Source organism: Vibrio sp. RE88, from assembly GCF_013113835.1.
Lineage (GTDB): Bacteria > Pseudomonadota > Gammaproteobacteria > Enterobacterales > Vibrionaceae > Vibrio.
Window position 1 is genome coordinate 115771 of sequence record NZ_VTYQ01000007.1, and the last position, 12748, is coordinate 128518.

Genomic DNA, 12748 nt, shown 5'->3' on the forward strand with positions numbered 1-12748 from the left:
TGTAAGGCATAGTGGCATCCTTGTTTGTCTGAGTACCTACACTCACTATGAAAAATTAGTGCCACTTTTAAACAGTCAGACCAGTTCCTTGAGCTGTGTAACATGGTGCTGACGTATAAACTCAATTTCGTCAGGCCAGCTTTCCGGCTCTATTGTTTCTAGAATCAATGGGATACGGTCGAATCGAGGATCTTTGGCGATATACTCAAAACATGCCCAACCAATTTCTCCTTTGCCTAATGCGTGGTGGCGATCGACCTTCCCACCTAGGGCAATCTTTGAATCATTAATGTGCATTGCCCTTAAGTAATGCATACCAACAACACGATCAAATTCAGCAAAAGTCGCCTCACAAGCATCAAAACTGGTCAGGTCATATCCAGCTGCGAAGGTATGGCAGGTATCAATGCAGACACCAACTCGAGATTTATCTTCAACCTGTTCGATGATCTCCGCGAGATGTTCAAATCGCCAACCTAAATTGGTGCCCTGACCTGCGGTATTTTCTATCACCGCTATTACGTTTGGTACGGATTGGTGGGCAAGGTTGATCGACTCAGCGATTCGAGCTAAGCACTCCTTCTCAGAGACCTTTTTTAAGTGACTCCCTGGGTGGAAATTTAGCAATGTCAGCCCAAGCTGATGGCAACGATGCATTTCATCTATAAATGCAGCTCGGGACTTCTCAAGCTTCTCTTCCTCTGGAGCACCAAGATTAATCAAATACGAATCGTGTGGGAGGATCTGCTCAGCAGTAAAACCTAGCTTGATACAGTTAGATTTAAATGCAGCGATAGTTTTTTCATCAAGCGGTTTGGCGTTCCACTGACGCTGATTTTTAGTAAATAGGGCAAACGCATTTGCGCCTATCTCTTTTGCCCTCAATGGTGCTTGATCAACACCACCTGCTGCGGAAACGTGAGCACCGATGAATTTATTACCGTACGAATTTTCTAACATTGTTGCTTTATCACTTTTGACTTTCAGTATGCGGCACGAATTACAACAAGTTATCAGTTTCATCTCAATAGCAATGCTCGAAATGTAGTTATTTTACAACAAAATGAGCATCATTAAATTCAATCCACATCTTGAGAAGTAGACACATGGTATTGCCATATAACCCATCATTGACTTACATCAAGATTCCAACTTCTTATAAATCAATATTATATGTAGTTAATTGACTTACATCAAAACCCCACAACTCAATTCGGGTTATATAATACTCAGCTCGACGAGATTCGGAAATTAACACCAATAAAACCACTAATGTGGATAGGAGACTGTGATGATTCAAGGCATTCAAATTACTAAAGCGGCAAACGATGCACTACTGAACTCTATTTGGTTACTTGATAGTGAGAAAAACGAGGCACGCTGTGTGGCTGCCAACTCAGGTTTTGAAACTGACCAAGTTGTAGCAATCAACGAACTTGGCGAATACGAAAGCCGCGAAGTTGCTATCGAGGCAGCACCTCGCATCGAAGGTGGTCAACACCTAAACGTAAACGTGTTAAAGCGTGAAACTCTAGAAGATGCGGTTGCAAACCCTGAGAAATACCCTCAGCTAACCATTCGTGTATCTGGTTACGCAGTACGTTTCAATTCTCTGACTACCGAGCAGCAGCGAGACGTCATTGCGCGTACATTTACTGAATCTCTATAATTCACTGAATGGTACATTGAACATGACGACGGCGCCTTAGTGGCGCCGTTTTTTGTGGCGGTAAAAAGAAGCAGTGCAGAAGGAAGTTTTTTCCGTTACATTGATTGACCCATTCCTAGTTTTCATCAGTAGCTATGTTACTTGAAGGCATCGAAACTTTATTGGTTCTTAGTAAAGCGAAAACCATGAGCCGAACTGGCAGCTTGCTGTATATCAGTCAATCAGCAGTCAGTAAACGAATCGCCAATCTGGAAAAAAAACTCGGCAAGAAATTGATCGAACCTTCTGGCCGTTCAATCAAACTAACGCCCGATGGACAGGCTCTTATTAACAATATCGGCCCTTCTTTTAATGAGCTTCGAGGTCTTATCTATGAACAACAAGAGTTGGAAGATACCTCCCTCATCAAACTCGATAGCTCAAAGTCTTTGATTGCAGGGTACTTGGGCAAGACCATCGGCGACTACATTAAAAGCGACCAATACATTACCATCACGACCAACCACACACCTCGCATTGTAGAACATGTTCAGTCTGGCAAAGCGACGCTGGGCCTCTGTGCGGGTTTACTGCCAGCCCACCATGGTTTGATGGCCTTTCATTTATTCGATGAGCCTTTCGCTATCGTCAACGACACACCGTTGAAGCAATTACCCGACAAGATCATCACCAACGATTTGACCAATCCGGCCAACAGCTACCAACTCATCACACTGGAAAAGCTCGGTATCAAGCCAATCATGGAAATGGATGCTTACACCGCTGCTGCTCAGTTAGCATTAGGTGGGACAGCACCAGCGTTGATCCCTCACTCAATCATTAAAGCGCTCAATATCCCTGACAAACACTGCTTTCATTTCAGCCAGTTACAGCACCTAATCCGACCTATCCATATTTGTGTTAGACAAAGTGTCTATCAGTCACCTCGGGTTAAAAAGCTGATAGCAACCATTGTTGATGCTGTTCCCAAAGCAGTTTAAATGCCATCGCCATCGACATTACGATCACCAAAGGACGGATCCATTTTTGGCCTTTGGTCACGACCACTTTCGCTCCCATACGAGCCCCAAAGAACCCACCGACCGCCATCACCAACCCTAACTCCCAAATCGGCAACCCTGCCAGAACAAAAAACAGTAACGCAGCGATGTTAGAGGTAAAGTTCAGCACCTTAGTACGAGCGGTCGCATCGACCAGTGAAAAATGCCCAATGGCAACAAAACACACAGTAAAAATAGAGCCTGTCCCTGGGCCAAAGAAGCCATCATAAAACCCAACCCCACCGCCTACGGACAAAGCAAACATCACTTCTGACAGCTTGGCTTGCCCCGAGTGTTGTTTCGTTTTCGGCATCAGTAAGAAGTAAAGCGAGATTGCCACAAGAAGAATGGGAATAAGACTGGTCAGGGTACTCGCGTCAATATACTGTACTGCTTCTGCGCCAATCGCCGAACCGATGAAAGTACACAAGATAGCTAAGCGCATCTCTTTAATACTGACAATGCCGTTGCGCACGAAATACCAGCTAGCAGAAAAACTCCCAAACGAGCTTTGCAACTTGTTTGTGGCTAAAGCTTGAGTCGGGGGAACACCCGCCGCCAGTAACGCAGGCAGCGTTAATAACCCACCGCCACCAGCCATGGCATCGATAAAGCCTGCAGCAGTAGCAACAAAGAAAAGTATGGTCAGTATTTCGAGAGAGATTTCCATGACGTTTGTCTAAACAGCGAAACAGTGGCCATAACCATAACACTGACCTTTCCAGTCGGATAAGGAAAGCATCGATATTGACCTATTCCATTTTTTCATCATTCTAATACACAGCATAAAAAAGCCCGCTCAGAAGAGCGGGCAATGAGGTTGTCATATAGGCTCTGTTGCGAGCCTACTGGTTTTTATTACGCTTCGTTCTGTGCCACTTTAGCGTGTAGCTCTTGAACTGAAGTCACTGACGTTTTAGCGTCAGCAGTGTGAGCCATACATACAGCAAATGCTGCATTCAGTGTCGTTGTGTAGTTCACTTTCTCAGCCAGCGCACCACGACGTAGTACTTTTGAATCCTCAATCGCTTGGCGACCTGCTGCCGTGTTGACGATGTAGGTGTACTCGTTGTTCTTGATACGGTCAAGAATATGAGGGCGACCTTCGTGCACCTTGTTCACTAGACGTGGGTTAATACCCGCTTCACCTAGAATGACTGCAGTACCGTGCGTTGCATCCAGTTGGTAACCAAGCTTCGTTAGCTTAGACGCCAGGTCTACTACACGCTGTTTGTCGCCTTCACGAACAGACAGTAGTGCGCGACCACCTTCTGGGTAAACTGCGCCACAACCGAGTTCCGCTTTCGCGTAAGCTTCTGCGAACGTTGCACCTACACCCATTACCTCACCAGTAGAGCGCATTTCTGGACCTAACAGTGGGTCAACACCAGGGAACTTGTTGAACGGAAGTACCACTTCTTTCACTGAGTAGTAAGGTGGGATAATTTCTTTAGTAAAGCCCTGAGACTCTAATGATTGACCCGCCATCACACGTGCAGCGATTTTCGCTAGTGGAGCACCCGTTGCTTTAGATACGAATGGTACGGTACGAGCAGCACGCGGGTTTACTTCAATTAGGTAAACTTCGTTATCTTTGACAGCGAACTGAGTATTCATCAGGCCGCGTACACCAAGTTCGAAAGCTAGCTTCTCAACTTGCTCACGCATCTTATCTTGGATTTCCTGACTTAGTGTGTAAGCAGGTAATGAACATGCCGAGTCACCAGAGTGAACACCCGCTTGCTCGATGTGCTCCATGATACCGCCGATAACTACGCGCTCACCGTCACAGATAGCATCGATATCAACTTCAGTTGCGTCGTCTAGGAAACGGTCCAGAAGCACTGGTGACTCGTTCGACACGCTCACCGCTTCGTTAAAGTAACGACGTAGGTCTTGCTCGTCGTATACGATTTCCATTGCACGACCACCGAGTACGTATGAAGGACGTACAACCAGCGGGAAGCCAATTTCTTTCGATTTCTCAACCGCTTGCTCGATTGTCGTTACGGTCGCGTTTTCTGGCTGTAGAAGACCTAGGCGGTCAACGGCAGCTTGGAAACGCTCACGGTCTTCAGCGCGGTCGATGGCATCAGGGCTGGTACCTATGATTGGTACACCTGCTGCTTCTAGAGCACGAGCCAGCTTAAGTGGGGTTTGACCACCGTACTGAACGATAACGCCTTTTGGCTTCTCAACACGTACGATTGAAAGCACATCTTCAAGTGTAACTGGTTCGAAGTACAGACGGTCTGATGTGTCATAGTCAGTAGAAACTGTCTCAGGGTTACAGTTCACCATGATAGTTTCATAACCATCTTCACGCAGTGCTAGTGACGCGTGTACACAACAGTAGTCAAATTCAATACCCTGGCCGATACGGTTTGGACCACCACCAAGAACCATGATCTTGTCTTTGTCAGTTGGCTGCGCTTCACACTCTTCATCATAAGATGAGTACATGTAAGCCGTATCAGAAGAGAACTCAGCCGCACAGGTATCTACACGCTTGTACACTGGGTGAATGTCGTACTGGTCACGTAGACGACGGATCTCACTTTCAGACACACCAAGAATTGAAGATAGACGAGCGTCAGAGAAACCTTTGCGTTTCATCTTGCGCAATACATCTTGAGTTAGACCAGCGAAACCACCGGCTTTAACTTGGTTTTCTAGGTTAACCAACTCTTCAATTTGAACTAGGAACCAGCGGTCAATTGCAGTCAGGTTGAATACGCCATCGACAGACATACCAGCACGGAATGCGTCTGCGATGTACCAGATACGCTCTGCACCCGCTTCTTTTAATTCGTGACGAATTGTTGTGAGTGCGTCAGGCGCATCCAAATCAACCATTTCGTCAAAACCATTTACGCCTACTTCAAGGCCGCGCAGTGCTTTTTGTAGCGATTCTTGTTGGTTACGACCGATAGCCATAACCTCACCAACTGACTTCATCTGAGTTGTCAGACGGTCGTTAGCACCTGCAAATTTCTCGAAGTTAAAGCGAGGAATCTTAGTTACTACGTAGTCGATAGTTGGTTCGAATGATGCCGGAGTCGCGCCCCCCGTGATGTCGTTTTGTAGCTCATCCAGAGTGAAACCAACGGCCAGTTTCGCTGCAATCTTAGCGATTGGGAAACCTGTTGCTTTAGAAGCAAGCGCAGAAGAGCGAGATACACGTGGGTTCATCTCGATGATAACCATACGGCCATCTTTCGGGTTAATACCAAACTGTACGTTTGAACCACCCGTCTCAACACCGATTTCACGCAGTACCGCTAGCGATGCGTTACGCATCAGCTGGTACTCTTTGTCGGTCAGAGTCTGTGCCGGTGCGACTGTGATCGAGTCACCCGTGTGGATGCCCATTGGGTCGAAGTTTTCGATAGCACATACGATGATACAGTTGTCCGCTTTGTCGCGAACCACTTCCATCTCATACTCTTTCCAACCGATGAGTGATTCATCGATGAGAAGTTCATTAGTTGGCGACAGGTCCAGACCGCGACGACAGATCTCTTCGAACTCTTCTTTGTTATACGCGATACCGCCACCAGTACCACCCATAGTGAAAGATGGGCGAATGATACATGGGAAGCCAACCATATCGAGCACTTTGTAAGCTTCTTCCATCGTCTTAGCCGTATCCGCACGCGGACACTCTAGGCCAATCGACTTCATTGCTTTATCGAAGCGAGAACGATCTTCGGCTTTATCGATAGCATCGGCCGTTGCACCGATCATCTCTACGCCAAACTCTTCGAGGACACCGTGCTTCTCAAGATCCAAAGCACAGTTAAGTGCCGTCTGACCACCCATAGTAGGCAGGACAGCATCTGGACGCTCTTTCTCAATGATCTTACGCACAACTTCCCATTGAATTGGCTCGATGTAAGTGGCATCCGCCATTTCTGGGTCCGTCATGATCGTCGCAGGGTTCGAGTTAACCAGAATGACTCGATAACCTTCTTCACGCAGTGCTTTACACGCTTGAGCGCCAGAGTAGTCAAACTCACATGCCTGACCGATAACAATCGGGCCTGCACCTAGAATTAGAATACTTTTTAAATCAGTACGTTTTGGCATTCTCTACTACTCCGAATTAAGCGCTGTGTTGTTTGATTAGTTCGATAAAGTGGTCAAATAGCGGCGCTGCGTCATGCGGACCAGGGCTCGCTTCTGGGTGACCTTGGAAGCTGAATGCTGGCTTGTCTGTACGGTGAATACCTTGTAGAGAGCCATCAAATAGTGATACGTGCGTTGCGCGCAGGTTCTCAGGCAGCGTTGCTTCATCTGCAGCAAAACCGTGGTTCTGAGAAGTAATCATCACAACGTTACGCTCTAGGTCCTTAACTGGGTGGTTCGCACCGTGGTGGCCAAATTTCATCTTAACGGTTTGCGCGCCAGACGCTAGCGCAAGGATTTGGTGACCTAAACAGATACCAAAGATTGGCAAACCTTTTTCCAAGAACACTTTGGTCGCTTCGATAGCGTAAGTACATGGTTCAGGGTCACCAGGGCCGTTTGATAAGAACACACCGTCTGGGTTAAGTGCCAAAACTTCTTCTGCACTGGTTTCAGCAGGAACCACTGTTAAGCGGCAACCTCGGTCAACAAGCATACGCAGGATGTTTCGTTTTGCACCGAAGTCATAGGCAACAACGTGATATGGCAATTCGCTGTCGTCTTGCGCCTCAGGAAGTCCACCTTCGAGCGTCCACGAACCTTGTTTCCATTGATACGCTTCTTTTGTTGTAACTTCTTTCGCAAGGTCCATACCTTTTAGGCCAGGGAATTCTTTCGCTTTAGCTAGCGCTAGAGCCTCGTCTAAGTTGTTACCCGCAACGATACAACCGTTCTGTGCACCTTTTTCACGCAGAATGCGAGTTAGCTTGCGCGTATCAATATCAGCGATGCCAACGATGTTTTGCGATTTAAGGTAATCGGAAAGGGATTGTTCGTTACGGAAGTTAGAAGCGATGAGAGGGAGATCGCGAATCACAAGGCCTTGTGCATGAATGGAAGAGGATTCTTCGTCTTCGGAATTGGTTCCGGTATTGCCTATGTGAGGATAAGTAAGTGTGACGATTTGCTGGGAATAGGAAGGATCAGTGAGGATTTCTTGGTACCCCGTCATCGAGGTATTAAAAACAACTTCACCAACGGACGACCCATCTGCTCCAATGGAAACTCCGCGGAACACTGTCCCATCTTCTAGGACTAACAGTGCTGATTTACTCAAGACAACCTCCAGAATAAAAATGCAAAAATAATAAATTAAACTGCAAACTTGCCTTCCTTCACGCAATAAAAAAGCGCTTTCAGGTTATTTAGACAAATTGGCGGTATTCTAATGAGGTGATAAAGAAGTGTCAACAGAGACGCGAAAATAAATTTAACATTTAGAGCAGTTAAAACCAAAAATGTTTTTAGATGGCTAAAATATACAGTTTAGTTCCACTAACAAGGAGATAAGGTGAACAATTTATGAAATGGAGTATTTTCAACATATCTGAGATCACAGTTTTTATTATCATTTTCGCGCAAACGTTGAACAACACACAGTTACCACAACTTTTAAGCAACTAAACAAAAATCCACACAGAAACAACCAAAACAAGCAATAAACTTAGATGCAGATATCGTACTTCAACTAGTTTATTGGATTGCCAATTTGAGCCAGATACAAAAAGCGCCGGGCAAGCCCAGCGCATAATTATTTATTTTTAGTTTCTAGCTTCACTTTAATACTAAGAAGCCGGGCAAATCCCTTCAAACTAAAGCTCGTTTAGACCCAATACATCTGTCATAGTGTAAAAGCCCGCTGGCTTCTCATTGAGCCAAACCGCTGCCTTAATTGCACCATTAGCAAAAGTCATACGATCTGTGGCTTTATGGGTCACTTCCACACGTTCGCCAATATCAGCAAACATTGCAGTATGTTCACCAATGATGTCACCGGCGCGGATGGTCGCGAAGCCAATTTCATCTTTAGTACGCTCACCTGTGATACCTTCACGTGCGTAGACCGCCACATCACTTAGCTTATTGCCCATAGCATCAGCAATTGCTTCTCCCATACCAATTGCAGTGCCTGATGGGGCATCTACTTTATGACGATGGTGTGCTTCAACAATTTCAATATCGCAGTAATCCCCCATCACCTTGGCGGCTTTTTCGAGGAGCTTAAAGACTAGGTTTACCCCCACAGAGTAGTTTGGTGCCATAACCACAGGTACGTGCTGAGCAAACGCATCAATTTGTTCACGCTCTTGCTCGGTAAAGCCTGTCGTACCAATAATAATGCCCTTTGCGTGCTGCTTGCAGAGCTCTAGGTTGGCAAGCGTGCTTGAGGGTGCAGTAAAGTCTACGATCACATCAAAGTTCTCGATGTCTTTTGCTAGATCATCAGTCAGTACGATGTCAAACTTCCCTTCACCACACAGTTCACCAATATCCACACCGACTAAAGATGACTCTGGTCTCTCGGAGCCTGCACCTACCTGAGCCTGCTGGTTCAAATAAGTGGCTTTAACTAAGTTTCGGCCCATACGGCCCGCAGCTCCTGCAATTGCAATACGTACCATTGCATCTCTCCATTATTATCATTACTTGTGCTTAGTGGATTAAAACTACCAACATTAAGCACTGCTGGCTAGGGTCGGATGATCTTTCATGACTAAATTTTTCTCAAAACGATCAACCCTTAGCTATCTCTATGCAAACTCGTTCATCACGCGACGTAAAATAGGCATGTTAGCTTCTGGGAATGCATAGTCAGCAAGCTCAGGTACTGGAACCCAGACCCCTTGTTGCCCTTCTTTACCATAAGGAGTGTTGTCAAATCTGGTCACGCTGATGAAATCAAACTTGAGTGATTTTTCTGGGTAGTCGTACTCAAGGTGCTCAAACAAACTCTGCTCTGTCACCTGAATTCCGACTTCTTCATCCAGCTCACGAACAATCGCTTGCTCTATGGTTTCACCCGATTCTACTTTGCCACCAGGAAACTCCCAGAAGCCTCCTTTATGCTTGTCGTCTGGCCTTTTGGTAATGAACACTTCCGACTGGTCGGAATTAAAAATGATGGCAGCAACAATATGAATACGTTTCATAGTAATTTTCCTTAAAAAAAGAGCCGCCTAAGCGACTCTTTACTTTTCATTGACGATTTCAAATTAGCTGTTAATTTGACCGTGGCATTGTTTGTACTTCTTACCGCTACCGCAAGGGCATGGCTCATTTCGACCAACTTTGCGTTCTTCACGAACCATAGGCTGATGTGCTCCGTCATTACTCTCTTCGTCAGAAAGCTGATTCTCAGCTGATGCATGTTGAGCTTGAGCACGACGAGCCGCTTCTTCCGCTTGGGCACGGCGCTGTGCTTCCATACGCTCAACTTCTTCTTGCTGTTGAACTCGTACTTTCGACAGAATAGTAATGACATCTGACTTAAGCGCATCTAGAAGACCTTCAAACAGCTCAAACGACTCACGCTTGTACTCTTGTTTCGGGTTCTTCTGCGCGTAGCCACGTAGGTGGATGCCTTGACGCAAATGATCCATTGCTGCCAAGTGCTCTTTCCAAAGCGTATCCAGCGTTTGTAGCATGACGGATTTTTCAAAGTTACGCAGAACCTGCTCACCCACCACCGCTTCTTTCTCTTTGTAGACAGCGATTGAGGTTTCAAGGATTTTCTCGCGCAGTGCTTCTTCATACAGCTTGTCGTCTTCTTCGAGCCACTGTTTAACTGGCGCATCCAGATCGAAGTCGTTTTTCAGACGCTCTTGAAGCCCTTCTACATCCCACATATCTTCCAGAGATTGTGGTGGAATGTACTCATCAATCACAGCGCTGATTACATCAGCACGGTTTTGCTCAATCATTTCACTGATGTCTTCAACACTCATCAGTTCATCACGAAGCTCGTAAACCACTTTACGTTGATCGTTCGCTACATCATCGTATTCAAGCAGTTGTTTACGGATATCGAAGTTACGGCCTTCCACCTTACGTTGTGCTTTTTCGATGGAGCGAGATAGCATCTTAGATTCAATCGCTTCTCCTTCTTCCATACCACTCTGGATAAGGCTGGCCATGCGATCAGACGTAAAGATTCGTAATAGTGAGTCTTCCATTGATAGATAGAAACGCGAAGAACCTGCATCACCCTGACGACCTGAACGGCCTCGTAGCTGGTTATCAATACGGCGAGATTCGTGACGTTCAGTACCGATGATGTGCAGGCCACCGGCCTCAAGAACTTTATCGTGTACTTCTTTCCAATCTGCTTTGATGGCTTCGATCTGCTCTTGCGTTGGATTCTGCATTGAATCCACTTTCGCCTGCCAGCTTCCGCCTAACACAATATCAGTACCACGACCTGCCATGTTCGTAGCGATTGTCACCGCGCCCGGCGTACCCGCTTCTGCAACAATTTCCGCTTCACGCTCGTGGAATTTAGCGTTCAAGACGTTGTGTTTGATCTTCGCTTTTTTCAGTGCGTTGGACAGCAATTCAGACTTTTCGATCGAAACCGTACCCACTAGAGAAGGTTGGCCTTTTGCGACACGCTCTTTGATATCTTCAATGATCGCATTGAATTTATCCGCTTCAGTACGATAAACCACATCTGGCATATCGTTACGAATCATTGGTTTGTTGGTTGGGATAACTACCGTTTCAAGACCATAAATAGACTGGAATTCAAACGCTTCCGTATCCGCAGTACCCGTCATACCTGATAATTTTTCGTATAAACGGAAGAAGTTCTGGAATGTAATAGATGCGAGCGTTTGGTTTTCGTTCTGGATCTTCACGCCTTCTTTAGCTTCAACCGCTTGGTGAAGACCTTCTGACCAACGACGACCAGGCATAGTACGGCCAGTATGTTCGTCAACGATCACCACTTCGCCATCTTCATTGACGATGTAGTCAACGTTCTTTTCAAACAGAACATGCGCACGTAGAGCTGCATTTACGTGATGTAACAGGCTAATGTTTGCCGGAGAATATAGCGTATCCCCTTCTTCCATTAGACCATTCTTGATCATCAGCTCTTCAACGAATTCTTGACCAGTCTCTGTCAGGTGGACCTGCTTCGACTTTTCATCAACCGTGTAGTGACCATCACCACGATACTCTTCTGAGTCTTCCTGATCTTGTTTCTGAAGATGTGGAATAAGGGTATTGATACGCGTGTATAGTTCAGAACTGTCTTCTGCTGGGCCTGAGATAATCAAAGGTGTACGTGCTTCATCGATAAGAATCGAGTCAACTTCATCCACTACCGCAAAGAAGCGAGCACGCTGTACACGATCCTCAGCACGGAAGGCCATGTTATCGCGCAGGTAATCAAAACCAAACTCATTGTTGGTTCCGTATAGAATATCTGCTAGGTAAGCTTGTTTCTTTTCTGGTGGTGGCATATTTGGCACGTTTACGCCAACTGTCATGCCAAGGAATTCGAAAAGAGGACGGTTTGTCTCTGCGTCACGCTTTGCTAGGTAGTCGTTCACGGTAACAACGTGAACACCCTTTCCTGCAAGAGCATTGAGATAAGCTGGCAATGTCGCTGTCAGAGTTTTACCTTCACCAGTACGCATTTCAGCAATCTGACCAGCATTAAGCACCATACCACCAATAAGCTGAACATCGAAGTGGCGCATACCATAGACACGCTTTGATGCTTCACGTACTGTCGCAAACGCTTCTGGTAATAGTTTATCTAGGGTCTCACCCTGTTCAAGACGCTGGCGGAACTCAACCGTTTTGGCTTTCAATTCTTCATCAGAAAGCGCTTCGAAGGTTGGCTCATAATTATTAATTTCTTTTACAATTTTTCTAAGGCGACGTAACGTGCGGTCGTTGCGACTGCCAATTACCTTTGTCAGTAGCTTAGTTATCATTTGCTATGCATCTCTCTTTACTTAGATCGGGCCCGATCTACATTCTATGCCTTCAGTCTCTAACAGTTTTGAACTAAGAATACTGAGATAAATCACTTTACTCAGATATTGCGATGAGAACTATAGAT

9 protein-coding genes are annotated in these 12748 nt (G+C 45.9%); 2 read left to right on the plus strand and 7 right to left on the minus strand.

Annotation, left to right across the window (positions count from 1 at the left end):
* Nucleotides 1-75: 75 nt before the first annotated feature.
* Nucleotides 76-960 carry a deoxyribonuclease IV gene (gene nfo / locus F0265_RS17185; RefSeq protein WP_171749820.1) on the minus strand — a complete coding sequence of 295 codons (885 nt, stop codon included), beginning with the start codon at nucleotides 958-960 and terminating at the stop codon, nucleotides 76-78.
* Between the two features lie 331 nt (nucleotides 961-1291).
* Here nfo and grcA point away from each other — a divergent pair, with 331 nt between their 5' ends.
* Nucleotides 1292-1669 (plus strand): autonomous glycyl radical cofactor GrcA, encoded by a 378-nt coding sequence (gene grcA, locus F0265_RS17190; protein ID WP_171749821.1) that lies wholly within the window; start codon nucleotides 1292-1294, stop codon nucleotides 1667-1669.
* 134 nt (nucleotides 1670-1803) lie between these two features.
* On the plus strand, nucleotides 1804-2649 hold the full coding sequence (locus tag F0265_RS17195; RefSeq protein WP_171749822.1) for a LysR family transcriptional regulator: 846 nt from the start codon (nucleotides 1804-1806) through the stop codon (nucleotides 2647-2649).
* Here the strand turns inward: F0265_RS17195 and F0265_RS17200 are convergent.
* From F0265_RS17200 to secA, 6 genes are all read right to left on the minus strand, one after another.
* The gene (locus tag F0265_RS17200) at nucleotides 2600-3379 is read right to left on the minus strand and encodes a TSUP family transporter (RefSeq protein WP_171749823.1); all 780 of its coding nucleotides are present in this window, start codon (nucleotides 3377-3379) and stop codon (nucleotides 2600-2602) included. The genes F0265_RS17195 and F0265_RS17200 overlap by 50 nt on opposite strands.
* A 188-nt stretch (nucleotides 3380-3567) precedes the next feature.
* Entirely contained in the window at nucleotides 3568-6798 is a 3231-nt protein-coding gene (carB, locus tag F0265_RS17205; RefSeq protein ID WP_065741245.1) for a carbamoyl-phosphate synthase large subunit, read from the minus strand.
* Between the two features lie 16 nt (nucleotides 6799-6814).
* Nucleotides 6815-7954 (minus strand): glutamine-hydrolyzing carbamoyl-phosphate synthase small subunit, encoded by a 1140-nt coding sequence (gene carA, locus F0265_RS17210; RefSeq protein ID WP_065741244.1) that lies wholly within the window; start codon nucleotides 7952-7954, stop codon nucleotides 6815-6817.
* A 535-nt stretch (nucleotides 7955-8489) separates the two neighbouring features.
* A complete protein-coding gene (gene dapB, locus F0265_RS17215; RefSeq protein WP_006957988.1) occupies nucleotides 8490-9299 on the minus strand; it encodes a 4-hydroxy-tetrahydrodipicolinate reductase in 810 nt (269 codons plus the stop codon).
* Between the two features lie 129 nt (nucleotides 9300-9428).
* Nucleotides 9429-9827 carry an 8-oxo-dGTP diphosphatase MutT gene (gene mutT, locus F0265_RS17220; RefSeq protein ID WP_095560779.1) on the minus strand — a complete coding sequence of 133 codons (399 nt, stop codon included), beginning with the start codon at nucleotides 9825-9827 and terminating at the stop codon, nucleotides 9429-9431.
* A 63-nt stretch (nucleotides 9828-9890) separates the two neighbouring features.
* Nucleotides 9891-12620: a preprotein translocase subunit SecA gene (gene secA / locus F0265_RS17225; RefSeq protein WP_045987040.1), complete on the minus strand. Its 2730-nt coding sequence runs from the start codon at nucleotides 12618-12620 to the stop codon at nucleotides 9891-9893.
* Between the last annotated feature and the right edge of the window lie 128 nt (nucleotides 12621-12748).

Coding starts and splice junctions, on each gene's coding strand:
- nfo (WP_171749820.1), bottom strand. CDS start 960: ATGTTAGAAAATTCGTACGGTAATAAATTCATCGGTGCTCACGTTTCC.
- grcA (WP_171749821.1), top strand. CDS start 1,292: ATGATTCAAGGCATTCAAATTACTAAAGCGGCAAACGATGCACTACTG.
- F0265_RS17195 (WP_171749822.1), top strand. CDS start 1,804: ATGTTACTTGAAGGCATCGAAACTTTATTGGTTCTTAGTAAAGCGAAA.
- F0265_RS17200 (WP_171749823.1), bottom strand. CDS start 3,379: ATGGAAATCTCTCTCGAAATACTGACCATACTTTTCTTTGTTGCTACT.
- carB (WP_065741245.1), bottom strand. CDS start 6,798: ATGCCAAAACGTACTGATTTAAAAAGTATTCTAATTCTAGGTGCAGGC.
- dapB (WP_006957988.1), bottom strand. CDS start 9,299: ATGGTACGTATTGCAATTGCAGGAGCTGCGGGCCGTATGGGCCGAAAC.
- mutT (WP_095560779.1), bottom strand. CDS start 9,827: ATGAAACGTATTCATATTGTTGCTGCCATCATTTTTAATTCCGACCAG.
- secA (WP_045987040.1), bottom strand. CDS start 12,620: ATGATAACTAAGCTACTGACAAAGGTAATTGGCAGTCGCAACGACCGC.